The 24,089-nt window shown below is 69.6% G+C and carries 24 protein-coding genes; 10 read left to right on the forward strand and 14 right to left on the reverse strand.

From position 1 onward, the window contains the following. Position 1: 1 nt before the first annotated feature. Positions 2–1,567 (reverse strand): adenosine deaminase family protein, encoded by a 1,566-nt coding sequence (locus tag HED23_RS01390; RefSeq protein ID WP_238441803.1) that lies wholly within the window; start codon positions 1,565–1,567, stop codon positions 2–4. 95 nt (positions 1,568–1,662) lie between these two features. Next, positions 1,663–2,292 (reverse strand): histidine phosphatase family protein, encoded by a 630-nt coding sequence (locus HED23_RS01395; RefSeq protein WP_203181623.1) that lies wholly within the window; start codon positions 2,290–2,292, stop codon positions 1,663–1,665. A 204-nt stretch (positions 2,293–2,496) separates the two neighbouring features. Here HED23_RS01395 and HED23_RS01400 point away from each other — a divergent pair, with 204 nt between their 5' ends. The 8 genes from HED23_RS01400 (at position 2,497) to HED23_RS01435 (ending at position 9,322) form a co-directional block, all read left to right on the forward strand. Next, on the forward strand, positions 2,497–2,874 hold the full coding sequence (locus tag HED23_RS01400; RefSeq protein WP_203181624.1) for a hypothetical protein: 378 nt from the start codon (positions 2,497–2,499) through the stop codon (positions 2,872–2,874). After that, on the forward strand, positions 2,871–4,664 hold the full coding sequence (locus HED23_RS01405) for an alpha/beta hydrolase (protein ID WP_238441804.1): 1,794 nt from the start codon (positions 2,871–2,873) through the stop codon (positions 4,662–4,664). Before HED23_RS01400 ends, HED23_RS01405 begins: the two co-directional genes overlap by 4 nt. Before the next feature lie 101 nt (positions 4,665–4,765). Beyond that, entirely contained in the window at positions 4,766–5,221 is a 456-nt protein-coding gene (locus tag HED23_RS01410) for a hypothetical protein (RefSeq protein WP_203181626.1), read from the forward strand. A 115-nt stretch (positions 5,222–5,336) separates the two neighbouring features. Continuing rightward, positions 5,337–6,326, forward strand: a complete 990-nt coding sequence (locus HED23_RS01415; protein WP_274383048.1) for an NlpC/P60 family protein — start codon at positions 5,337–5,339, stop codon at positions 6,324–6,326. A gap of 301 nt (positions 6,327–6,627) precedes the next feature. Next, complete coding sequence (locus HED23_RS01420) at positions 6,628–7,359, forward strand: phosphatase PAP2 family protein (RefSeq protein ID WP_203181628.1); 732 nt, start codon at positions 6,628–6,630, stop codon at positions 7,357–7,359. Positions 7,360–7,378: 19 nt separating this feature from the next. Continuing rightward, entirely contained in the window at positions 7,379–7,735 is a 357-nt protein-coding gene (locus HED23_RS01425) for a hypothetical protein (protein WP_203181629.1), read from the forward strand. Positions 7,736–8,125: 390 nt separating this feature from the next. Next, complete coding sequence (locus HED23_RS01430; RefSeq protein WP_203187310.1) at positions 8,126–9,013, forward strand: hypothetical protein; 888 nt, start codon at positions 8,126–8,128, stop codon at positions 9,011–9,013. A 99-nt stretch (positions 9,014–9,112) separates the two neighbouring features. Then, on the forward strand, positions 9,113–9,322 hold the full coding sequence (locus tag HED23_RS01435) for a hypothetical protein (RefSeq protein ID WP_203181630.1): 210 nt from the start codon (positions 9,113–9,115) through the stop codon (positions 9,320–9,322). Between the two features lie 20 nt (positions 9,323–9,342). On the opposite strand, the gene HED23_RS01440 is transcribed toward HED23_RS01435, so the two are convergent. Beyond that, a complete protein-coding gene (locus HED23_RS01440; protein WP_238441805.1) occupies positions 9,343–9,690 on the reverse strand; it encodes a metal-sensitive transcriptional regulator in 348 nt (115 codons plus the stop codon). Between the two features lie 221 nt (positions 9,691–9,911). Between HED23_RS01440 and HED23_RS01445 the strand changes: the two genes are divergently transcribed. Together HED23_RS01445 and HED23_RS01450 are read left to right on the forward strand one after the other, a co-directional pair. Continuing rightward, positions 9,912–10,532 (forward strand): DUF47 domain-containing protein, encoded by a 621-nt coding sequence (locus HED23_RS01445; RefSeq protein WP_014154965.1) that lies wholly within the window; start codon positions 9,912–9,914, stop codon positions 10,530–10,532. Positions 10,533–10,537: 5 nt separating this feature from the next. After that, a complete protein-coding gene (locus HED23_RS01450) occupies positions 10,538–11,536 on the forward strand; it encodes an inorganic phosphate transporter (RefSeq protein WP_203181631.1) in 999 nt (332 codons plus the stop codon). Positions 11,537–11,892: 356 nt separating this feature from the next. Here HED23_RS01450 and pstB read toward each other — a convergent pair whose 3' ends face one another. The 11 genes from pstB to mshD all read right to left on the reverse strand — a co-directional run bounded on the left by pstB (position 11,893) and on the right by mshD (position 24,052). Further along, a complete protein-coding gene (gene pstB / locus HED23_RS01455) occupies positions 11,893–12,669 on the reverse strand; it encodes a phosphate ABC transporter ATP-binding protein PstB (protein ID WP_203181632.1) in 777 nt (258 codons plus the stop codon). Between the two features lie 40 nt (positions 12,670–12,709). Continuing rightward, positions 12,710–13,798 (reverse strand): phosphate ABC transporter permease PstA, encoded by a 1,089-nt coding sequence (gene pstA, locus HED23_RS01460; RefSeq protein ID WP_203181633.1) that lies wholly within the window; start codon positions 13,796–13,798, stop codon positions 12,710–12,712. After that, positions 13,795–14,787 carry a phosphate ABC transporter permease subunit PstC gene (pstC, locus tag HED23_RS01465; protein ID WP_203181634.1) on the reverse strand — a complete coding sequence of 331 codons (993 nt, stop codon included), beginning with the start codon at positions 14,785–14,787 and terminating at the stop codon, positions 13,795–13,797. The genes pstA and pstC overlap by 4 nt, the downstream gene beginning before the upstream one ends. A gap of 134 nt (positions 14,788–14,921) precedes the next feature. After that, positions 14,922–16,055 carry a phosphate ABC transporter substrate-binding protein PstS gene (pstS, locus tag HED23_RS01470; protein WP_203181635.1) on the reverse strand — a complete coding sequence of 378 codons (1,134 nt, stop codon included), beginning with the start codon at positions 16,053–16,055 and terminating at the stop codon, positions 14,922–14,924. Between the two features lie 787 nt (positions 16,056–16,842). Then, positions 16,843–17,262, reverse strand: a complete 420-nt coding sequence (locus HED23_RS01475; protein ID WP_203181636.1) for an NUDIX hydrolase — start codon at positions 17,260–17,262, stop codon at positions 16,843–16,845. Further along, positions 17,259–18,251, reverse strand: a complete 993-nt coding sequence (locus HED23_RS01480; protein WP_203181637.1) for a CHAD domain-containing protein — start codon at positions 18,249–18,251, stop codon at positions 17,259–17,261. The genes HED23_RS01475 and HED23_RS01480 overlap by 4 nt, the downstream gene beginning before the upstream one ends. Next, on the reverse strand, positions 18,238–20,484 hold the full coding sequence (locus HED23_RS01485; RefSeq protein ID WP_203181638.1) for an RNA degradosome polyphosphate kinase: 2,247 nt from the start codon (positions 20,482–20,484) through the stop codon (positions 18,238–18,240). Before HED23_RS01485 ends, HED23_RS01480 begins: the two co-directional genes overlap by 14 nt. A gap of 280 nt (positions 20,485–20,764) precedes the next feature. Then, positions 20,765–21,742, reverse strand: coding sequence for an ABC transporter permease (locus HED23_RS01490; protein WP_203181639.1), 978 nt, complete (start codon positions 21,740–21,742; stop codon positions 20,765–20,767). Next, positions 21,739–22,632: an ABC transporter ATP-binding protein gene (locus HED23_RS01495; RefSeq protein WP_203181640.1), complete on the reverse strand. Its 894-nt coding sequence runs from the start codon at positions 22,630–22,632 to the stop codon at positions 21,739–21,741. The genes HED23_RS01490 and HED23_RS01495 overlap by 4 nt, the downstream gene beginning before the upstream one ends. Then, positions 22,632–23,039 carry a GntR family transcriptional regulator gene (locus HED23_RS01500; protein ID WP_203181641.1) on the reverse strand — a complete coding sequence of 136 codons (408 nt, stop codon included), beginning with the start codon at positions 23,037–23,039 and terminating at the stop codon, positions 22,632–22,634. The genes HED23_RS01495 and HED23_RS01500 overlap by 1 nt, the downstream gene beginning before the upstream one ends. 89 nt (positions 23,040–23,128) lie before the next feature. After that, positions 23,129–24,052: a mycothiol synthase gene (mshD, locus tag HED23_RS01505; RefSeq protein ID WP_203181642.1), complete on the reverse strand. Its 924-nt coding sequence runs from the start codon at positions 24,050–24,052 to the stop codon at positions 23,129–23,131. Between the last annotated feature and the right edge of the window lie 37 nt (positions 24,053–24,089).

Genomic DNA, 24,089 nt, shown 5'->3' on the forward strand with positions numbered 1-24,089 from the left:
CTCAGCCGGCGTACTTGGCCTCGAAGGCCCGGAAGGACTGCTCCTGGAGACGCTCCAGTTGGGCCTTCGGACTCTGGGAGGTGAACCGCGCACAGCGCGGCGACTCCAGGACCTGGCATTCCTGGACCGGGCGGAAGCCCTGGCGTACGGGATCGGGACGCCACAGGCTGCGGCCCGGCAGGAAGGCGTACTCCAGGGAGGACCGGGCCAGGTCCTTCAGCTCGGGGTAGCCGAGCCCGTAGGTGCGGGCCGCCCGGTCGTACTCCTGGCCGATGTCTCCCCGTGAGATGCCGGGGTCATCGGTCGACAGCACGACGGGGACGCCGTACTTCCGGTAGACGGGGAACGGGTGATCGGCGCCCTCGACCTGGAGGATCTGCGCGTTGCTGGTGAGCGGAACCTCCACGGCGATCTGGCGGCGTGCCATGTCGCGGGCGAGCTGCCGCCAGTTGTCCTCCTGCACGAGGTCGACGCCGTGGCCGATGCGTTCGGCCTGGCCGGTGCGTACGGCGTCGTCGATGTGGAAGGTGAGGTCCTCGGGCTTCACCAGGCCGGGGACGAGTTCGCCGGCGTGCAGGGTGATGTGGGCGCGAGGGTAGACCCCGTGCAGGTGGTTCAGCATGCGCATGTGCAGGCGGTAGTCGCGCACGGAGATCTCGCCGTCCTCCGGCTGGACCAGGTTCACTGCGACGAACCTCGGGTCGCGTTCGGCGAGCCGGAGTCCCAGGGCGATCTGGGTGAAGACGCGTTCCGGGACGCTGTTGCGTGACACCTGGGAGATCCAGCGCACCGTGATCCGGCATGCGGGGCGGGGGGTCGTCGTCGCGCAGCGTGCGGTATCGCGGAACTCGGCGTCGGCCGTGTCGGCCTCCTTCCGGGCATCCGCCACCAGCTGGTCGAGCCGGCCCCCGGCGAGGAGTTTGCGGTGCAGGGCGGCCAGGTCCGCGTCCCAGCCGACATCGGTGGCCAGCTGCCTGGCGCCCGCAGAGGCGGGGCTGACCATGGTCTCCAGATACGTCTGGTTCTGCGCCGCCGCGGTGCCCGCCACATCGGCCAGCATCTTGCCGCGGTGCGAGGTCGCGGCGCCGAACTTCCCGAACGCGGCGAAGAAGTGGTCGTGCCCCGACTCGCCTTCGGGGAAGTCCTGCATGGACCAGGCCCGGACGATCTTCTGCCGGAAGGCTGCATCCGTGAGGGCGTCGGCGGCGGGCCGGGAGCCGGCGGCGCACGGGGGTGCGACAGCGGTCATCGTGGAGTCGATGCAGAGGCCGTCCTCGGCCGCGAGCTGGATCAGGTATTCGGTCCGTACCGAGCCGGAGAGGTGATTGTGCAGGTCACCTCCCTTGGGCAGGTCGCGGAAGAAATTCCCGGTCTGCTCCGGGTGAGCGTTCAGCCACGCGGCGGTGCGGGCCTCGGCGGGTGTGGACGTCCTGGGCAACGGTGCGGACGTGGTGGCGGCATGTGCGGACGGCCCGGAGGGCAGGGCGGCGGCGAGTGCTGCGGCGGCGAGCCCTGCGGCTGTCAGCAACCGCCCGACGCGCGCAGGACTGTGGTGTACGAAGATCACGCCTTCGATGATCACGAAAGGCCGGCCATGTCACCCCGGATCGCGTGGGCCGGGGCCCGTAAACCATCCGTCCGGGGGACAGCCGACCGCTCGGTTCAAGCGCGTAGCTCGGGTGGGAAGCCGGTCCACCGGAGGTCCGCCGGGAGGTGGCCCATGTCGTTGAACATGAGGAGGGAAGCGGGCCGGCCGGGCGAGTAACGGATGACGGTCAACGCGGCGTTGGCGTGGTTGAGACCGAGCCAGCGCCAGGCGGGAGCGTCGAGGGCGTCCCGAACCAGCCACGCGGCCAGGAACGCGTGGGTGACGACCAGCTCATGGCGGGGCTCGTCACCGTCCACCGGCCCGGTGAACCGCGCCTGCGCGGCGCCTGCCAGCTCCGGGCCCCGGCTGCGTTCGGACTCCGGGAACTGCTCCACGAACGTGAGGAACCGGTCCGCCGACTCCTTCGGGAGCTCCTGCCGGAGCGGCACGTACGGGACGTAGTCCCCGGCCGGTTCCGAGACCCGCAGGGGTATGTCCCGCCCGAGCTGTTCATGGGCCAGCCGGGCGGTCTGCGTGGCGCGGGGGAGCGGGCCGTGGTGGACGGCGGAGAGCGGTACGTCCCGGAGCCGCGCGCCGAGGAGGGCCGCCTGACGACGGCCCCGCCCCGTCAGCTCGGTCTCGTCCGGGGACGCCTCGCCGTGCCGGGCGATGTACAGGAAACGGGCGGAGGTGGCGGTGGTCATGGGGTCCTTTCGGCTGGTCGGGCGGATGTCGGGGTGGACGGTGTACTCCGCCGCTCGGTTCCGGGTCGCGCGTTCGGGTGATGTCGGCGCGGGCCGTTCCTTGCGGGGGCAGGGGCCTGCCCCGCGTCGACGGTGTGCCCGGCGTGTCGGGTGCGCCGTGTTTGGCACAGTGCCGCTCCGTGACCGAGGAACGGGGTGAGCGGTATGACCGTGGTGCAGGGGCTGAGCGATCCGGCGGGGCTGTCGGGCGGGGGTGACTGCGGGCAGAGGCTGAAGCACAGCGACGGGCCGTGGCTGAGGGCCGCCGGGGGCGCGGAGGAACTGGTTGCGCATCTGGCCCCGGTAAGGCACGAGTTGGTCCTGGCCCATCAGGGGTTGCTGGCGGGGGCGGGCCGGCTGACCGCGCTCGCGGAGCTGGCGGCCGTACGGGAGTCCTGGCTACGGCGAATCCAGACGGCACAGGGGGAGTGCGGCAGCCTGGCCGCCGGGCTGCGGGACGCCGCCCGCATCCAGGGCGCCACGAACGAGGCCGTCAGGTCGTCCTTCGCCGCCGTGAATCCGTGCAGGGGCGACGAGCGGTGACGCAGACGCTGACCTGGGCGCAGTTACGGGACCTGAAGTGCGCCGAGCTGGAAGAAGCGGCCGACGGGTGGGGCAGGTCCAGCAACCGGGCCGACGCCGCGCGGGACCGCATCGAGCAGCAGCTGCTCACCGGGCTCCGCGACACGCAGGAGGGCGAGGCGGCGCAGGCTGCGGTCGCACGGTTGCGGCAGCTGGGGCGGAACTTCCAGTACGTGTACACCGAGTGCGGGCTGCTCCGTACGACGTTGAACTCCCTGGCGCACGAGATGAGGACCCAGCAGCGCGTACTGAAGGAGGCGCTGGACGACGCCGCCGCGCTGAGGTTCACGGTGCATGCCAACGGGACGGTGACGTACCCGGCGGGAGGCGAGGGCCTGATCGACGGCGCGCCGCTGCGGGGCGGCACGGCGTCGTCGAGCGGGCCGCCGGGGCTGGTACCGCCTTCGGGGCTGACCGCACCGAACCCCAACGCCGCGAAGGCCCAGGACGTCGCGGACCGGGTGACCGGGGCGGTGCGGGCGGCGGCCGAGATCGACTGGCGGTACGCGGGGATCCTGCGCCGGCTGAAGGCGGAGGAGGGCCTGAAGGTCCCGGCCTCCACATGGAAGGACGCGGCGGGCGACGCGGCGGAGGTCCGTGACGCGGCGGGCGCGTACCTCAAGGACGCCATCCCGCACGGTGCGTCTCCGGCGGAGCGGCGGGACTGGTGGGCGGGCCTGACCCAGGAACAGCGCGAGGAGTACCTCGCGGTGTACCCGGACCAGATCGGGAACCTGGACGGGATCCCGGCACTGGTACGCGACGCGGCCAACCGGGACAACCTGCAGTTGCTGATCGGCAAGCTGGAGGGACGGGACGACGAGAGGTCGGTCACGCAGCTGGCGGGACTCCGTGAGATCGACCGGCAGTTGGGGGCGGCGGCCAAGCCGGGGGAGCCGCCGATGTTCCTGTTGGGTATCAGTGACGAGGGGAATGGGCGAGCGATTGTCTCGTACGGGAATCCTGATACGGCGAAGAACGTGGCGACGTATGTGCCAGGGCTGAACACTTCGCTGGATGAGGATTTCGCGAAGAATGACCTTAAGCGTGCCTTGGATACTGTTAAGGGTGCCCGGTATCACGATCCTTCCAGTGCCGCAATTGCTTGGCTTGGGTACGACGCTCCGCAGGGTATCGACGGTTTCAATAGCTTAGCTGTTGCTGGCGACGGCAGGGCCGTAGAAGGCGGGCGACGTTTGAACGAATTCACAGGCGGGCTGGCAGCGACGAACGAGAATGAAGATCCTCATCTTACGGCTATTGGGCATTCATATGGGTCGCGAACCGTTGGTGCGGCAACACAGCAAGGCGATGGAATCCCGGGCGTTGACGACATCGTCCTGGTGGGGAGCCCAGGAGTTGGTGTCGATCGAGCTAAGGACCTTGGAGTAGGTGAAGGGCACGTATTTGTCGGTGCGGCAGAAAACGATGTGGTGACAAAATTGCCCTCGAAGCAGCAAGCGGCTGTGGGTGCCATGGCGTCCCTTTCCGGCCCCTTCGGCTACATCGCAGGAGATATCGCTGATCAGGGTGACGACGACCTCTGGTTCGGAAAAGATCCGGCGAGCGAGGCGTTCGGTGCCAGGCGATTCCGTGTCGATGATGGTCCGGGGCTAGTGGGTGCTGATGGGTTATCCATTGATGCGCACTCTCAATATTTCGATCCGAGGAGAGATGCGGCATCTGCGCACAACATCGCACTTATTGCAGCAGGGCGTTCCGGGAAAATTAATTCTCAGGAGTATCGATAATGCGCGGGGTGAATGTCTCAATTGCTACCGTAGTTGTTTTAGTGTCGCTTGCGGGATGCGCGGGTGAAATTGTCTCTCTGGGGGGGAGTGAAGGGGTAGACATGGATATGCAGCAGGCGGCGGAGCGGGCTGATGCAATTCTTGACGGTGTCCTGAAGGGCATCGACCCGGAAGTGAAGTGGACTCACGACACAACTAGTGTCGGGAGTTGCGACGTGACCAGAAGGCGCGCAGTAATGACCATCGTGTCCGCCGAGCGCAGGGGTAGCTTCTTGGGTGTCGTGGACCGGGCCTGGCGCAGCAGTGGGTACGAGATGAAATCCGTCAACAACGACCCGGATGTCCCGGCGATCTTTGCCCAGACCAAGGACGGGTTCGGTGTCAGCCTGATCGTCGGGGGCGAAGGGCAGGTGTTCTTCGAGGTCGACACCCCCTGCGTCGAGGAGTCCGAGGTCGCCGAGTCCACCACCAAGGCAACCGCGCCCACCTACGAGGGCATGGAGCACATCCCCCGCCCCAACATCCGCTCTTCCTTCTGGTCCGCCGGCGCCCCCTGACCCCTCGTAGCCGCCCCTGACGCCCCCTCATGCACCCATCCACCCGTACACACCAGCGAATCGCGTCGTGAACCACGCCCGAATGGGGGATGGTTGGGGGGTGCGGAAATACTGGGTGTTCGTCGGCGGTGGGATCGGGCTGGGCCTGTGCTTCATCGCCCTGCTCGTCGTCGGTACGTACTCCGCCGCCGCCGGGATCTCCGGGGCGAGTGGGGCCGTAGGGCTGGCCAAGGGGGCCGTGCCCGCGCGCTATCAGCCGCTCGTGGAGAGGTGGGGCAACCTCTGTCCTGCCATCAACCCCGCCCTCCTGGCGGCACAGTTGTACCAGGAGAGCGGCTGGAATCCGCGCGCCCAGAGTCACGCCGCCGCGCAGGGCATCGCGCAGTTCATCCCCGGGACCTGGGCCTCGCACGGTATCGACGGGGACAAGGACGGGGACCGGGACGTGTGGGATCCGGCCGACGCGATTCCGTCCGCCGCGTCCTACGACTGCGAACTGGCCGGGTACGTCAAGAAGGTGCCGGGTGACCCGACCGACAACATGCTCGCCGCGTACAACGCGGGTGCCTACCGGGTGATCCAGTCGGGCGGGGTGCCCGCGATCAGCGAGACGCAGAATTACGTCAAGATCATCCGTTCCCTGGAGAAGAGCTTCGCCAAGCCCATCGGCCGTGTGCAGCCGTCGCAGCAGGCGGCCGGGGCGATCTACTTCGCGCAGAAGAAGCTCGGCACTCCCTACCTCTGGGGTGGGAACGGCACGGCCGACCAAGGGGGCCGGTTCGACTGTTCCGGGCTGACCCAGGCCGCGTACCGGACCGTCGACATCGAGCTGCCCCGTGTGGCCAACGATCAGTACAACGCCGGGCCCCACCCCTCCCGGGACGAACTCATGCCCGGCGACCTGGTGTTCTTTTCGGACGATCTGAACAACTCGCGGGCCATCCGGCACGTGGGCCTCTACGTCGGCGGTGGCTACATGATCAACGCGCCCTACACCGGCGCGGTGATCCGCTTCGACAAGATCGACACCCCTGATTACTTCGGTGCGACAAGAGTCACGAAGGACGGGGCCGCAGCGCTCCCGACCGCGCTTCCGGAGAGCTGACATCCAGTCGGCCGTGGCTGGAACTCTCCGTGAAGCCCGGGCCCTGAGCTGCGACGATGAGTCACTCTTCGATAACGTCATGGTGATCATTCGGTGGAGAACGGAACGTACGCAGCTGACAGGCCGTTCCCTGGACTGGGACGGCATGCGCACATGACCATGCGTGACTGCCCGGACCAGTCGGGCGTGACGGCATCATGGCGTGGCGCGGCACTGAATCCGCACCGACCACGGGGGTCATACCAAGGCGACGCACGCCGTTGTGCGTCGCAGCAGCAGACAAGGCAAGGGGCCGCGGCAGATGGCTGGACTCGCACTCGATGGGTCGAACCCCGATGTCAGCCTGCTCTACGACATCAATGGGCTGGCGAAGGCCGCTCCGACCTGGTTCGACCGGGTCATGGAGTTCGTCGGTGAATTCGGGATCATGTTCGCCATGGTCCTGGTGGTCCTGTGGTGCTGGTGGAGCGTGCGCCGACGCGGGACGACCGAGGACTCGGTGACGGCGGTCGCCGGACTCGTGTGGGCGCCTCTGGCCGCCGGGATCGCACTGGTCATCAACATCCCGATCCGGGGATTCGTGGAGAGGCCCCGTCCGTTCTTCGACCACAAGGGGCTCGAAGTCCTGGTGAAGGGCAAGACGGACTTCTCCTTCGTGAGCGACCACGCGACGATGGCGATGGCGATCGCGGTGGGTCTGTTCGTGGCCAACAGGAAGTTCGGTCTGGTGGCCATCGGGCTGGCGCTCCTGGAGGGCTTCTGCCGCGTCTACATGGGCGTGCACTACCCGACCGACGTGATCGGCGGCCTGGCTCTCGGCACGGCGGTGGCGCTCCTGCTCGCCCCGCTCGCGATGATGCTGCTGACGCCTCTGGTGGGGGCCGTGGCTCGCGCCGGAAAGGTCGGATGGCTCGTCCGCGCGGGCGGCGCGGACGCTGCGGCCGGCGCACGGGACGAGTCGCGCGGGATTCCCGAGCCGAGCCCGGGTTCCGGTCGTGGCGGTGCGCCCGGCGAGAGGGACCTCGCCGCGTAGGTGTGACGAGTTCGAGCGTGTGAGGGGTGTCCCACGAAGGGGCACCCCTTCCACATGTACGGGGGCCGCATGTACGAGGGTCGCAGGGGAGCAGCTCCGGCGTGCGGCTGAGCTGTTCGGCGCGGCTGCGGCGCGGCCGGGACGCCAGGGGGCGCTGGCCCGTGCGTCCCAGTTCATCGCCTACTGCGCGGCGGATGACTGGGAGGCGGCCTCAGCGGCACTGGACGCCCTGCTCGGCCTTGAGCCGTCGGCCGGTGTGATCCGGGAAGCCCTGGAGGACCTCTCGTTCCTACGGGAGATCCTGCCGATGGTGGCAGAGGCCGCCGCCCCCTTCGAGCAGCGGCTGCGGGAGACGCGTCGGCAGGGCTGCTCCTAGGACGGTTGGGGCCAGGGCATGGGGGGACGAGTGGGAAGGGGACGGGTGGGGCGAGCCGGATGCGTGGTCCGAGCGGTGTTCCTCCGCGTCGGTTCGGGCCCGGTCACGGGAGCGCCGGGCCGGGCCTGACCAGCCGCAGCCGCAGCGAGCCAGACAGAACGAGCCCCGTTCGACGGTCGTGGTGCTGTGTGTCGGAGAGATGCTGTGGACGGGGGAGTCCGTGGGGTCCTGGTACACGCGTCCACGGTACTGGGGGTGCTGTGCGGCAGTAAGGGAGTGGGCCGATCGGCTGCCGGAAGGGGCCCTGTGGCGTGACGAGGTGCCCCGGCCGTCGTTAGGCGGGGCGGGCGGGAACTCGGTCAGGTGTACGTCGTTGAGGGTTGGCAGGCGATGGTGGTGCAGCAGCACAGGTGCGGAGGCGGGGCACTGGCTGTGTGCGCCCTGGCCGTCGCGGGCGTGATGACGATCAGCAGCGGATGCTCGGGTGCGGGCGGTGACGGCGGTGACGGTGCCGGTGAGCGCGCCGTCGCCGGGGACGGCCGGGCCGGCACCGCTGCGGCCGCCCTGCGCCGGGCGGCGGAGGAGCTCGTCGGTGCGGGCAGCGCCGAGACGCGTACGTCGATGGAGACCGCGTCCGGCGGGACCCGGGTGACGATCAGGGGGCAGGGGGCGTACGACTTCCGCAAGCAGTTGGGCCGGATCAAGGTCGTCCTGCCGAAGGACGCCGCCGGGGCCGACGGGCACCGGCCGATCACGGAGCTGCTGGCGCCGGGGGCGCTGTACATGAAGAACCGTGGTGCCGGAGTGCCCGACGACAAATGGGTGCGCATCGACACGACGGCCCTGGAGGACGGCAATCTGGTCACGGGCGGGGTGACCGATCCGACGGCTTCCGCCGAGCTGCTGCGCGGCGCGGGGGACGTGACCTACGTCGGGCGGACGGAGCTGGCCGGGGTGGCGGTCCGGCACTACCGGGGGACCGCGGACATCGGGCGGGCGGCGCGCGCGGCCTCGCCTTCCTCGCGCGGGGCGCTGGCAGCGGCAGCGAAAGGGTTCAGCACGGACAGGGTGCCGTTCGACGCCTACCTGGACGACGAGGGCCTGCTGCGGAAGGTCCGCCACCGCTTCACCTTCGCGACGGAGGGGCCGGCGGTGGCGGTGGTGTCGACGATGCTGCTGTACGGCTTCGGGGTACCGGTGTCCGTGGAGCTGCCTCCCGAGGCGGACATCTACACGGGGAGGGTCCAGCAGGGCAGGAGTGGCCCGGAAACGCCGTAGGGAGGGGGCCGAAATGGTCCGTCCGTGCCATGCGCGGTGTGTGCCTCGCTCCCTACGCTAGGGAGTCGGTGCGCCAGGAGTCGGCGACAGCAGAGAAAGGTGACGCAGGTGGTGACGCTCAGCGCTCCGAACGCTCAGGACTGTGTGGCCCTCGCCGAGATCGAGCTGTGCGGCGAGCTCATGATCGCGGCGGCCGACGCCCGCGAGGACCGGCTCAGCCCCGACCGTATCGACGAGGTGCTCAACGTCGGGGCGCATTCGGCCGAGCAGGCGCCGACGGTCCCCCGGCAGGGCCGTCACCGGGGATGACCTTTCCCTCCCGGGCGTCGTCATGTGCGCAGGAGGCGGGCGATCGCCTTGGTGGCCTCTTCGACCTTGGCGTCGATCTCCTCACCGCCCTTGAGGGCGGCGTCCGCGACGCAGTGGCGCAAATGCTCTTCCAGCAGCTGGAGCGCGAAGGACTGCAGGGCCTTGGTGGAGGCCGAGACCTGGGTGAGTATGTCGATGCAGTAGACGTCCTCGTCCACCATCCGCTGGAGGCCGCGGATCTGGCCCTCGATGCGGCGCAGCCGCTTGAGGTGCTCCTCCTTCTGGTGGTGGTACCCGTGGATCCCGCGGTCGTGGTCGGTGACGACCTCATCCGTACCGTCTGTGTCGGTGGTCTCGGTGGTGGTCATGGGGTCCTCCCGTTGTCCTCTTGGCCTGCGGTGATCGTGCCGTTCCGTGCCGTCTGTATACCCCTGCCGGGTATATCGTAACGAATCCAGCCGAAACGTGACCGGGGGGCCGTGCTGATCACTGTGCCTGATGCGCGACACTGAAGAACGCCGGTTAGCCGTGGCCGGATGATGCGCCTAGCATCAGCCTGACCGAATCCAAAGCACCCCGAGGACCCCACGTGCGCTTTCGTCTGACCCCCAGGGAGACGAGCTTCTACGACATGTTTTCCGCATCCGCGGACAACATCGTCACGGGCTCGAAGCTCCTGATGGAACTGCTCGGGGCGGATTCTGCCTCCCGAGTCGAGATCGCGGAGCGTATGCGGGCAGCGGAGCACGCGGGGGACGATGCCACCCACGCGATCTTCCACCAGCTGAACTCCTCCTTCATCACGCCGTTCGACCGCGAGGACATCTACAACCTCGCGTCGTCGCTCGACGACATCATGGACTTCATGGAGGAGGCCGTCGACCTGGTCGTGCTGTACCAGATCGACGAGCTCCCGAAGGGTGTCGAGCAGCAGATCGAGGTCCTGGCCAGGGCGGCGGAACTGACCGCCGAGGCCATGCCGAGTCTGCGGACCATGGAGAACCTCACCGAGTACTGGATCGAGGTCAACCGCCTCGAGAACCAGGCCGACCAGATCCACCGCAAGCTGCTGGCCCACCTCTTCAACGGCAAGTACGACGCGATGGACGTGCTGAAGCTCAAGCAGATCGTGGACGTACTGGAAGAGGCGGCTGACGCGTTCGAGCACGTCGCCAACACCGTGGAGACCATCGCGGTCAAGGAGTCCTGAACCTCGTGGACACCTTTGCGCTGATCGTGACCATCGGTGTCGCGCTCGGCTTCACGTATACGAACGGCTTCCACGACTCGGCGAACGCCATCGCCACCTCGGTCTCCACCCGGGCGCTGACCCCGCGTGCGGCTCTGGCGATGGCCGCTGTGATGAACCTCGCAGGCGCCTTCCTGGGCCAGGGGGTCGCCAAGACCGTCAGCGAAGGCCTGATCGCCACGCCCGAAGGCCAGAAGGGGATGGGCATCCTCTTCGCGGCGCTGGTCGGCGCGATCATCTGGAACCTGGTCACCTGGTACTACGGCCTGCCGTCGTCGTCCTCGCACGCACTGTTCGGCGGCATGGTCGGCGCGGCGCTGGCCGGCGGGACGATGGTGCACTGGGACGGCGTGCTGTCCAAGATCGTCATCCCGATGTTCCTGTCGCCGGTCATAGGTCTGGTGGCCGGCTATCTCGTGATGGTCGTCATCATGTGGATATTCAGGAAGACCAACCCGCACAAGGCCAAGCGCGGCTTCCGTATCGCGCAGACGGTCTCCGCGGCGGGTATGGCGCTCGGTCACGGTCTGCAGGACGCCCAGAAGACGATGGGCATCGTGGTGATGGCCCTCGTCATCGCCGACGTCGAGGGCCCGAACGACGAGATCCCGATCTGGGTGAAGATCGCCTGCGCGACCATGCTGTCCCTCGGTACGTACGCGGGTGGCTGGCGCATCATGCGCACGCTCGGCCGCAAGATCATCGAGCTGGACCCGCCGCAGGGCTTCGCCGCCGAGACGACCGGCGCGTCGATCATGTTCGGCTCGGCCTTCCTGTTCCACGCACCGATCTCCACGACTCACGTGATCACCTCGGCGATCATGGGTGTCGGCGCCACGAAGCGGGTGAACGCCGTGCGGTGGGGGGTGGCCAAGAACATCATCCTGGGGTGGTTCATCACGATGCCGGCCGCGGCCCTGGTGGCCGCGCTGAGCTATGGGATCGTCCTGCTGCTCTTCGGGTGACGGTCCGGCGAGGTGCCGGTGTCCTGCTGCTCCTCGGGTGAGGGACCGGTGAGGTCCCGGTGTCCTGTTGCTCTTCGGCCGACGTTCCCGGGACGTCCCGGTGTCGTGCCGGGTTCCGGGTGACGCTCCCGGTAGCTGCCGGTGTCGTCCCGCGCTCCGCGTGAGCGGGACGGTACGAAGCCGGCCGTAGCCCCCGTCTTCGGTCTTCCTCCGGGTTTCGTCCCGGGGCCCGTCGGACCCGGTCCGTCCGGTTCCGTCAGCGGGAATGGGTCCGCCCCTGCTCTCCTGTGGAGAGCGGGGGCGGACCCTTCGCCTTGTGGTGGCACCGCCATGCAGCACCCCAAGGCCGTCTGTGGTTATCCGAAGCGGCCCGAGATGTAGTCCTCGGTCGCCTGCACGGACGGGTTGGAGAAGATCCGCTCCGTGTCGTCGATCTCGATCAGCCGGCCCGGCTTGCCCACCGCCGAGAGGTTGAAGAAGGCCGTACGGTCCGAGACGCGTGCCGCCTGCTGCATGTTGTGCGTCACGATGACGATCGTGAAGCGCTCCTTCAGCTCGCCGATCAGGTCCTCGATGGCGAGGGTCGAGATCGGGTCGAGGGCCGAGCACGGCTCGTCCATCAGCAGCACCTCCGGCTCGACCGCGATCGCGCGGGCGATGCACAGGCGCTGCTGCTGACCGCCGGAGAGGCCGGACCCCGGCTTGTTCAGGCGGTCCTTGACCTCGTTCCAGAGGTTGGCGCCCTTGAGGGACTTCTCGACGATGTCGGACAGCTCGTTCTTGCGGTACGAGCCGTTCAGCCGCAGGCCCGCCGCGACGTTGTCGAAGATCGACATGGTCGGGAAGGGGTTCGGGCGCTGGAAGACCATGCCGACGGTGCGGCGCACGGTGACGGGGTCGACGCCGGAGCCGTACAGATTCTCGTCGTCCAGCAGCACCTTGCCCTCGACGCGGCCACCGGGGGTGACCTCGTGCATGCGGTTCAGGGTGCGCAGGAAGGTGGACTTGCCGCAGCCGGACGGGCCGATGAAGGCGGTCACGGAGCGGGGCTCCACGGTCATCGAGATGTCCTCGATGGCCTTGTGGGAGCCGTAGTAGGCGGTGAGACCGCCGATGTCGATGCGCTTGGCCATGTGAATCACTGCTTCTTTCGGGGGGTCGCCGATGGCCGCGTCAGCGACCGGTCTTCGGGGCCTTCCAGCGGGCGATGCCGCGGGCCACCAGATTGAGGATCATGACGAAGGCGATCAGCACCAGTGCTGCGGCCCAGGCGCGGTCGTAGGACGCGGCCTCGCCGACCTTGTACTGCTCGTAGATGTAGAACGGCAGTGAGGACTGGGCGCCTTCGAAGGGGTTGCTGTTGATCAGCTGGCTGCCGAAGACCAGCAGCATGATCGGTGCCGTCTCTCCCGCGATGCGCGCGATGGCGAGCATGACGCCGGTGGTGATGCCGCCGATCGCGGTGGGCAGGACCACCTTCAGGATGGTGCGCCACTTCGGGATGCCGAGCGCGAGGGAGGCCTCGCGGAGCTCGTTGGGGACGAGCTTGAGCATCTCCTCGGTGGAGCGGACCACGACGGGGACCATCAGGATCGTCAGGGCCAGGGCGCCCATCAGGCCGGAGGGTTCCAGCTGTGCGATCAGCATGATCGACAGGATGAACAGACCGGCGACGATGGACGGGATGCCCGTCATGACGTCGACGAAGAATGTGACGGCCTTGGCGAGCGTGCCCTTGCCGTACTCCACCAGGTAGACCGCGGTCAGCAGGCCCAGGGGGGCGGAGATCACCGTGGCGATGCCGACCTGCTCCAGAGTGCCGATCAGCGCGTGGTAGACGCCGCCGCTGGCCTCGGGGCCGAGGACTCCGGCCATCGAGTGGGTGAGGAAGTAGCCGTCGAGGCGCTCGGCGCCGCGGCTGATCGTGGTCCAGAGCAGCGAGGCGAGCGGGACGACGGCGACGAGGAAGCAGACCCAGACGACGCTGGTGGCGAGGCGGTCCTTGGCCTGGCGCTGGTTCTCGACCGCGGTCGTCGCGACGTACGAGATGGCCAGGAAGAACAGTGCGGAGACCAGACCCCACTGGACGCGGCTGTGCCAGCCGGCCGCCAGGGAGATCCCCACGCCGAGCGCGATCGCCACGACGGCGAAGCCGAGCGGGGCCCAGCGGGGGAGGCTGCGGCTGCTGAGGCCGCCCTTGCGGGGTTCCGGCGAGGTCCGAGGACGCTGGTCCTGGACGTCTGTGGTGGTGGCGTGGCTCATGCGTTGGCCCCCGAGTACTCCTTGCGGCGGGCGATGATGAGCCGGGCCGCGCCGTTGACCAGCAGGGTGAGGACGAAGAGGACGAGGCCCGAGGCGATCAGGGCGTCGCGTCCGAATTCGTCGGCCTCACCGAACTTGGCCGCGATGTTCTGGGCGAAGGTCCCGCCGCCGTGGTTGAGCACGTGCAGCGAGATGAGGAAGCTCGGCGACAGGACCGTGGCGACGGCCATCGTCTCGCCGAGCGCACGGCCCAGGCCGAGCATCGAGGCCGAGATGATGCCGGACCGGCCGAAGGGCAGCACCGAGAGGCGGATGACCTCCCAGCGGGTGGCGCCGAGGGCGAGAGCCGCTTCCTCGTTCATCTTCGGGACCTGGAGGAAGACCTCGCGGCTGACGCTGGTCACGATCGGCAGGATCATGATCGCGAGCAGGATGCCGACGGTGAAGAGCGAGCGGGGGACGCCGATCTCGGTCTTGTCGAAGATGTACGTCCAGCCGAAGAACTGGTCGAGCCAGAGGTTCAGGCCCTCCAGGTACGGGACGAGGACGAGAGCGCCCCAGATGCCGTAGACGATGCTGGGCACCGCGGCGAGCAGGTCGATCACGTAGGCGAGGGGGGCGGCCAGCTTGCGCGGCGCGTAGTGCGAGATGAAGAGGGCGATGCCGACAGCGATCGGAACCGCGATGACCATCGCGATGATCGAGCTGACGACCGTGCCGAAGAGCAGGACCGCGATGCCGAAGACCGGCGGGTCACCGGCCGGGTTCCAGTCGAAGGTGGTGAGGAAGTTGCCCTCGTCCTTCGATATGGCGATGAAGGCGCGGTAGCTGAGGAACACGGCGATCGACGCCATGATCACGAGCAGCAGGATGCCCGAGCCGCGTGAGAGGCCCAGGAAGATCTTGTCGCCTGCCCGCCCGGTGGACTTGGGGCGGGCGCGTGTTTCCGGCGGAGCCGGTGGGATGTCGAGCGGTGTGGTGGAAGCCATGGTCTTTCCGGTCTGTGTGGGGGAGCGGCTGGCTCCCCTGGCGGCGGTGCACCGGATGGGTCGGGCGGTGGGGGCCGGTCCGGAGGGGTGCGCCGGACCGGCCCGCCTGTGCGTGCGCGTCGTGCGGTGACGGACTACTTCAGGCCGGCGACCGTCTCGCGGACCTTGGCGTTGATCGCCTCGGGGATCGGGGCGTAGCCGGCGTCGGTCAGGACCTTCTGGCCGTCCGCGGAGGCGGTGTAGGACAGGAAGGACTTGACGGTGCCGAGGGTGTCGGCCTTGTTACCGGTGTCGCAGACCACCTCGTACGTCACCAGGACCAGCGGGTAGGCGCCCTCGGCCTTGGTGGTGTAGTCGAGCTCCAGCGCCAGGTCCTTGCCGGTGCCCTTGACCTTGGCGGCGGCGATGGCCTTGGAGGCGTTCTCCGAGGTGGCCTCGACCGGGGTCGCACCACCCGTGTTGATGTCGACGGTGGTGATGTCCTGCGACTTGGCGTACGACAGCTCGAAGTAGCCGATGGAGCCGTTGACGGCCTTCACCTGGCTGGCGACGCCGGAGGAGCCGGACGCTGCCTGGCCGCCGGGGGCGGGCCACTTCTTCTCGGCCTCGTACTTCCAGTCGCTCGGGGCCGCGGCGTTCAGGTACTTGCCGAGGTTCTGCGTGGTGCCGGAGTCCTCGGAGCGGTGGAAGGCCTGGATGTCCGTGGCCGGCAGCTTGACGCCGTCGTTGAGCTTGGCGATCGCCGGGTCGTTCCACTTCTTGATCTTGTTGTCGAAGATCTTGGCGAGCGTGGAGGCGTCCAGCGTGAGGCTGTCGACACCCTCCAGGTGGAAGCCGACCGCGATCGGGCCGCCGACCATCGGGAGGTTGATCCCCTGGCCGGTCTTGCAGATCTTCTTCGACTCGGCGACCTCTTCGGGCTTCAGGGCGGAGTCCGAGCCGGCGAAGCCGACGGTGCCCTGGTTGAACGCGACGATGCCCTCACCGGAGGAGGAGGAGCTGTAGTTGATCTCCACGCCGGAGCAGGCGGCCATGTAGTTCTTGACCCAGAGGTCCATCGCGTTCTTCTGGGCGCTGGACCCGGAAGCGCGCAGCTGGCCCTCGGCGTCGTCGCACTTGATGTTCGACGCGGCGGCGCTGGTCTTGCCGCCTTCCGCGTCGGTGCCGGTGTTGTCGTCCGAACCGCACGCCGTGAGGACCAGGGCGCCGGAGACGGCGAGGGCACCGAGCGCGGTGGCACGAAGCCGGTTCTTGCGCTGAAGCTTCACTTTCGGGGTGTTCCTTCCAGGAGCCGCCGCGGCAGGTGGGGCGGGCGGCGTGCGATGAGGAATGGTGCGGTGGCTTGGCGCCGTGCACCGGGTACGTCCGAAATTAGGCAGAACAGGTGAAGCGCCCTACGGGGCAGAGTGAACGGCAGGTGAACCGTGCTGGGCGGGCTGGTTCCGCAGGCTATGGGCCCTGGCGCGGGTGGGCCGGGGTGTGTCCCGCGTGACCGGACGGGCCTCCTGGGGCCTGGGTGCCCTGGCCGGTTCGTGCATGTGTGCTGGCGGGCGGGGGGTGTGAGTGCCTTCAGCCGCCGGGAGGCCCTCGGCGGCCGGGAGCGGCTTCAGCCGCTGGGGAGCCCGCAGCGGCTGGCAATACCTCGGTCGCCGGAAACGCCTCTGTAGCTGCCGGGAGCGCGGCAGCTGCTGATGCCGCCGAGGGCGCCTTCGGTGGCCCGGGAAGCCCTCGGCGGCCCCTCGGCTGTCCCTCGGCGGCCCTTCGGCGCCCCTCGGCGACCGGGAGCGCCTCGGTTGCCTAGCGCACCGGGCACCGGGAGCGCCGCAGCTGCGCGGGGGACGCCGACGTTGCCGAGGGTGCCTTCAGCGGTCCGGGGCGCTGTCGGTCGGCCGGGCGGGTTCGGTGGCGCGGAGGGGCTGAATCCGGCGGTCCGGCTTTCGGAACCGCCGATGCGACTCCCAGAACCGCCGGTGCGACCCCCGAGAACGCCGATGCGGCCCCGGGAACCGCCGGTCAGCCCGTCGGGAAAGCCGGCCAGACGTTCGGAACCGCCGGTCAGGCGGTCCTGTCCGTCGGTCCGGTGCCCAGGAAGGCGTCCAGCTGGACGCGGTCACCGGGGCGGCTCAGGCGGGCGCGGGCGGAGCCGGGGGAGAGCCATGCCAGCCGGTCGACCTCGTCGTTGGGCACGAACGTGCCGTCCGCCGCCTCCGCCGCCCAGTAGCTGACCTCTTTGGGGCGCCCGTTCGCCGTGTACGTGGCCGTCGGCAGGACGGCGCCCGGCAGGCAGTGGTGCCCCGTCTCCTCCAGGACCTCGCGCAGGGCGGCCTCCAGCGCCGTCTCGCCGCGCTTCAGCTTGCCCTTGGGGTACGACCAGTCGTCGTATCGGGGCCGGTGGACCAGGCAGATCTCCAGGCCGGCGCCGTCCGGGGACCGGCGCCAGAGCACGCAGCCCGCCGCCAGGACGGTGCCGCTCATGGCGCGGTCACGGCCGCGTAGGGCCAGGTCTCCCGGAACACGGCGCGGGCCGCCTCCACCTCGTGCCGCTGGTCGGCGTGGAGCACACCGAGGGCGTACGCAGTCGTCGGGGCGATGCGCGGGGTGCGCGCCGCCGCGGATGCGGCGGCGGCGGCCTCCGCGGCGTCCCGGTGCAGGTCCAGGGCGTGTCCCGATCCGGACAGGGCCGGATCGGGGGTGCCCCGCAGCATCTCGTGGGCGTAGCGGTGCAGCCGCAGCAGGAGGCGGGCCTGGTGCCAGAGTGCGTCGAGGGCCTCGTTGTAGGGTTCCACCGCCTCGTCGGGCGGGAGCGCGGCCACCGCGTCCAGCATCCGCTGCTCCGCGAGCTCGGCCGGGGCGTGGAGCACCACGGCGGCCGGTTCCGAGGCCGAGGGCGCCAGGGGGACGTCCGAGGCGAGCAGCGCGACGGCGTCGGCGACGGCGTGGAAGCGGGAGGAGCCCAGCGCCTGGAGTGCCGCCGAGTGCGCGCGGGTCCGGGCGAGGGTCAGCCGGCGTTCCAGGAGCGCTCCTGCCCGGGCCGCGCCGACGCCGAGCGCCGCCCGCTCCTTGTCGCTCTCGCTCGGGCCGTCCCCGGAGGTGGCGGACCGGGCCGCCGGCAGGGAGGTCCCGGAGAGCTGGTGCAGGGCCTCCAGGAGCCGGCCGAGCCGTGTGGCGTACGCGTGTTCGCGGGCGAGGGTTCCGGAGAGCCAGGCCAGTTCCGCACGGAGCTGGTCGGCCCAGGCGGGTTCGAGTGCTGCCCGGAAGGTGTGCAGGGTGCCGCTGATCCGGCGTGCCGCGTGGCGCAGCGCGCGCGCCGCCTCGTCGGCGTTCTGCGCGCCGGCGTCCACGGGAGCGCTGTGCTCGCGGTGCAGCCGGAGGCCCCGCAGGAAGCAGGCGGCCTGTTCGCGCAGGTAGGGCGCGAGGACCGCTTCCGCGGAGAGGGTCGTCGTCTGGTGGTCAGGGCGTCGCACGCCGGCGCCTCCGGGCGTCAATGAGCATCTCTTGTACGTGCCTCAGCGGTTGCCCGTCCGCGTCCGTGGAGTGCCGGGTCCAGTTTCCGTCGGGGCCCAGGTGCCAGGAGGAGGTGGTGTCGGACATGCCTGTTTCCAGGAGCCTGCTGAGGGCGGCGCGATGCGCGGGGTCGGTGACGCGGACCAGTGCTTCGATCCGGCGGTCGAGGTTACGGTGCATCATGTCGGCGCTGCCGAACCATACTTCGGGCTCGCCGCCGTTGCCGAAGGCGAAGAGCCGGGAGTGTTCGAGGAAGCGGCCCAGTATCGAGCGGACCCGCACGTTCTCGGAGAGACCGCTGACGCCGGGGCGGATCGCGCAGATCCCCCGTACCCAGATGTCGACCGGCACCCCGGCCTGGCCCGCCCGGTAGCAGGCGTCGATGACCGCTTCGTCGACCATCGAGTTGACCTTGATGCGCACGTAGGCGGAGCGGCCCGCGCGGTGGTGGGTGATCTCCTTGTTGATGCGGGCGATCAGCCCGTCGCGCAGGGACTTCGGGGCGACCAGCAGCCGGCGGTAGGTCTCGCGGCGGGAGTAGCCGGAGAGCCGGTTGAAGAGGTCGGAGAGGTCGGCCCCGACCTGCGGGTCGGCGGTCAGCAGGCCGAGGTCCTCGTAGAGCCGCGCCGTCTTGGGGTGGTAGTTGCCGGTGCCGACGTGGGAGTAGCGGCGCAGCGTGTCGCCCTCCTGACGGACGACGAGCGACAGCTTGCAGTGCGTCTTGAGGCCGACGAGGCCGTAGACGACGTGGCAGCCGGACTCCTCCAGCTTGCGGGCCCACTTGATGTTGGCCTGCTCGTCGAAGCGGGCCTTGATCTCGACGAGCACGAGGACCTGCTTGCCGGATTCGGCCGCGTCGATCAGGGCGTCCACTATCGGGGAGTCGCCGGAGGTCCGGTACAGGGTCTGCTTGATCGCGAGGACGTCCGGGTCGCCCGCCGCCTGCTCCAGGAACGCCTGGACGGAGGTGGAAAAGGAGTCGTAGGGGTGGTGCAGCAGCACGTCCCGCTCGCGCAGCGCCGCGAATATGTCGGGCGCGGAGGCGGACTCGACCTCGGCGAGGTCGCGGTGGGTGCCGGCGATGAACTTGGGGTACTTCAGCTCGGGCCGGTCCAGCGAGGCGATGCCGAACAGTCCGGTGAGGTCGAGCGGACCCGGCAGCGGGTAGAGCTCGGTCTCGGAGATCTTCAGTTCGCGTACGAGCAGGTCCAGGACGTACGGGTCGATGGACTCCTCGACCTCCAGGCGGACCGGCGGGCCGAAGCGGCGCCGCATGAGTTCCTTCTCCAGGGCCTGGAGAAGATTCTCGGCGTCGTCCTCCTCGACCTCCAGGTCCTCGTTCCTGGTGACCCGGAACATGTGGTGGGCGAGGACCTCCATGCCCGGGAAGAGCTCTTCGAGGTGGGCCGCGATGATGTCCTCTATGGGGACGTAACGCTGCGGGGACGCCTCCAGGAAGCGGGTGAGCAGCGGCGGCACCTTGACGCGGGCGAAGTGCCGGTGGCCGCTGACGGGGTTGCGCACGACGACGGCGAGGTTCAGCGAGAGCCCGGAGATGTACGGGAACGGGTGCGCGGGGTCCACGGCCAGCGGGGTCAGCACGGGGAAGACCCGCTGCCGGAAGAAGGTGAAGAGGCGGGCCTGTTCCTTCTCGGTCAGATCGGGCCAGCGGACGAGCTGGATGCCCTCGTCGGACAGGGCGGGCGCGACGTCCTGCTGGTAGCAGGCGGCGTGGCGGGCCATGAGCTCGCGGGAGCGGGTCCAGATGAGGTCGAGGACCTCGCGGGGCTGCAGCCCGGACGCGGAACGGGTGGCGACACCGGTCGCGATACGGCGCTTGAGGCCGGCGACGCGGACCATGAAGAACTCGTCCAGGTTCGAGGCGAAGATCGCCAGGAAATTAGCCCGTTCGAGTAGTGGTGTGGCGGGGTCCTCGGCGAGTTCCAGAACGCGTTCGTTGAAAGCGAGCCAGCTGCGCTCCCGGTCGAGGAACCGGCCCTGCGGCAGTTCGTCGCCGTCCGTCTCGGGCTCGTACGCGTCCGGGTCGTTGTCCAGGTCGGGGTCCAGATCGGCGGCTGTGGACAGACCTGCGGGCACGGAACCCGCGACGGCGTGCGGCCGGTGGGCGGCGAGGGAGCCGACCGACGGCTGGGTGGGCTGGACCGGGACCTCGGAGCTGGGCTGCTGGCTCATGGACCTATTCTTCCGCGCGTTCGGCTCCTCAGGCGCGTCGGAGCCCATAAAGATCGCGGAAGGAGCGGAAGCGGGCCTTGGACGGGGACCGCTCCCGTTGCGGGGGGAGGGCACAGCTGGCTGCATCCCGTGAGGGTCGCAAGGTTGTCTGAATGGCCGGTAACGGTGACATGACGTACAGGAAGCGGTGTGGCTGCGGTGCCGTCCCGGCCTTCTCCGTCCTCACCGTAGGTGAACCCCTGCCCGGGCTTCCCCCCGGGGGCCCGGACAGGGGTGGCTCTCAGGCGGTGCGGCGGCGCAGGACGCGGAAGGCGACGGTGACGGCCACGGCGGCGAGGACGAGCAGGATGCCGGTCTCGACGAGCTGGAGGGGCCAGAAGTGCGAGGCGGGGTGGTAGTCGACGAACGGCGTCACTCCGCCGCGAGCGCGCATGCAGGCCACATGGTCGGTGAATCCGTCCACGGTGAAGCAGTCCTCACGGCCCACCTCCTGTCCCGAGGCGGTGAGCATCCCGGAGTCCAGGTGCCAGACGGAGCCCTGCGGGTGCCCATCCCCGGTGAGCCGTACCGACGGCCAGAGGCGGTACCGGAGCTTGCCCATCGCGAGTGCCACCAGCCCGAACAGGAGGAAGGTGACCGACGCGGCGATCAGTGTCCGGCGCACGACCACGGCGCAGAGCGCCCCGAGTGCCACGGCGAGAACCGTGTATCCGAGGGCCACGGGCCCGAGGGCGGGGTAGACGCCCTTCGCGTACCAGTCGAGGCCGAAGGCGTACGGATGGCCGTTCACGGACGAGCGGCCCCAGCGGTAGACCAGCGCCAGGATGACCACTCCGGAGGTCACGATTGCCAGGGGCGTGGCCAGACGGACCGCCAGCCACTGAGCGGGTGAGACGTCCTGGGTCCAGGCCATCCGGTACGTGCCGCTCTCCAGCTCGCGTGCGATCAGGGGGCCGGCCACGAACACACCGGCGAGGGCGGCGAGCAGGAGCATCACCGTGCCGCCGTCCGCCAGAAAGGTTTCGGTGGAGGTGCGGGCGTAGGTGCTCATGTAGATTTCGTCGCCGCAAGGGGTGACGTCACCGTCGGGGCACAGTTCCGCGGAGCTGCGCACCGCGATCCAGACGCGCAGGGCCACCACGAAGGCAATGCCCGTCAGGAGCAGTGCGGCGGCCGATCGCAGCGCACGTCTGTGCTGCCGCAGCAGTACCCGGGCAGGGCCGCGCAGGGAGGGGCGCGCAGGCGCAAGTGTGTTCATGCGGCGGTCGCCTCCTCGTGGGCGCGGGCACTCGGGGTGAGCAGGACCGGGGCCTCGGGCGAGCGGAGGTGCGCCAGCAGCAGCTCTTCGAGCGACGGCTCCGTGACGGCCCAGGCGGTGTCGTCCAGCGGGCCCTGCCTCCTTACCAGCGCGGTCAGCTGACGCCCCGTCGTGCGGGACTCGACGACCGTGTGCGGGGCGAGGTCGCGGACCTGGCCGGTGAGCACGGCGTGCGCGGCGACGATGTCCTCGCTCTCACCGCCGAGACGCACCCGGCCGCCGTCCACGAGGAGGAGGTAGTCGCAGGCGCCTTCCAGCTCGGTGAGGATGTGCGAGGACATCACGATGGTGGTGCCGTGCTCGGCGGCCTCGGCCATCAGCACGCCCATCAGCTGATGACGCACGAGCGGGTCGAGGTCGGCCATCGGCTCGTCCAGCAGCATCAGTTCGGGTCGTTTGCCCAGCGCGAGCGCGAGGGCGAGGCGGGTGCGCTGCCCGCCGGAGAGCGTCCGGACCTTGGCGTCCTGGGGGAGCGGGCCGGCGATCCGGTCGGCGGCCGCGCGGTCCCAGGTGGCGGGGTTCAGCTCGGCCCCCGCCCACAGGGTGTCGGCCACGGTGAGCTGCGGGTACAGCGGCTTGTCCTGGGGTACGTACGCGATTCGGGGCCGGGCGTCGGCGGGTGAGGAGCCGAGCACCCGCACCGATCCCTCGGCCGGCCGGAGGAGGCCGGCGGCGAGGGAGAGCAGGGTCGACTTCCCGGCTCCGTTGGGCCCGACGAGAGCGCATATCCGTCCGGCGGGCAGCCTGAACGCGCAGTCCCGCAGCGCCCACCCGCGCTTTCGCCCGTAGGTCATGCCGAGGCCGTTCGCCTCGATCGCGGCACCTGTCATCAGTGCTTCTCCCCCTTGAATGTGCTGTCCAGTACGTCGGTGAAGAGCGCGCTCACGTCGTCCCTGTCGAGCCCGGCGGCGCGTGCCCTGCGGGTCCACTCGGACAGCTCGGCGCGCAGCGGAGGGTCGGTGGTGACCGCCGCGCTGCCGAGGGTCCGGCGGACGAAGGTGCCGAGGCCGCGGCGGGCCTCGACGAGGCCTTCGCGTTCCAGTTCGCGGTAGGCCTTGAGCACGGTGTTCGGATTGATCGCCGTGGCCTCGACGACCTCGCGGGCCGTGGGCAGCCGGTCTCCCGGCTCCAGCACACCCAGGCGGAGTGCCTGCTTGGTCTGCTGCACGATCTGGAGGTAGGTGGCGACGCCGCTGCGGCGGTCGATGCGGAATTCGAGCGCTGCGGACTCTGCCATTTCCACCCTTTCACTAATTGAGTAGTGAAAGGGTGGCGGAAAGAAGGGGCGGCGTCAAGTGACGCCGCCCCGCGTTGGGTTGGGAGCGCTCAGGACTCCGTGCGGTACATGAGGTCGACCTCGTGCGTGGCGAAGCCCATCCGTTCGTACACCGACAGGGCCGCCGGGTTGTCGGCGTCCACGTAGAGCATCGCCGTGGGCAGCCCACGGGCGGCCAGGTACCGCAGTCCGATCGCGGTGAGTGCTTTGCCGAGTCCGCCGCCCTGGGCGTCCGGCCGGATGCCGACGACGTAGACCTCGCCGAGCTCCTCCTCGGTGTGCACCTTCGTCCAGTGGAAGCCGATGATCTCGCCGTCGCGCTCGGCCAGGAAGAATCCGTCAGGGTCGAACCAGGGCTCGGCCTTGCGGTCGTCGAGGTCCCGCTGGCCGAGGGAGCCCTGCTCCGGGTGGTGGGCGAAAGCGGCGCTGTTGACGGTGAGCCAGGCCGCGTCGTCCTGGCCCGGCACGAAGGTGCGGACGGTGACGCCCGGCGGAAGGACCGGCTCGGCGATGTCGAGGGAGTCCAGTGGGCGGCGGAGCTGACGCAGCTCGCGGAAGAGGGACAGACCGAGCACCTGGGCGAGGTGCCGGGCGGCCGACTTGCCGCCGTGCGCCCAGACCCGCAGCCGCTTCCCGGTCGCGGCGAGGAGCGCGGCACCGAGGGCCCGGCCGTGCCCGCGGCCCCGGTGGGCGGGATCCACGACCAGCTCGGCTGCGGGGGCCTCGACGGGATCGGCGTCCTCCAGCTGCGCGTATCCGGCCAGCACTCCGTCGACGGTGAGCAGGAAATGCCGGACGCCCTCACGGTGTCCGCCCCTCAACTGCAGCCGCCCCTGCTCGGAGACGGCCTGCCGGCCATCAGTCCCGGCGGCCTCGCCGAGGAGCGCGAGGACGGCGTCGGCCTGCTCGGGGGTGAGCGCGTCGAGGGTCGCGATCTCGCGCCCGGGGGAGGGGAGGGGTGCGTCAGTCGTCATGGGTACGAGCGTACGGGGGGGGGTGGGGCGCCGGGGC

Source organism: Streptomyces pratensis (assembly GCF_016804005.1).
Taxonomy (GTDB): domain Bacteria; phylum Actinomycetota; class Actinomycetes; order Streptomycetales; family Streptomycetaceae; genus Streptomyces; species Streptomyces pratensis_A.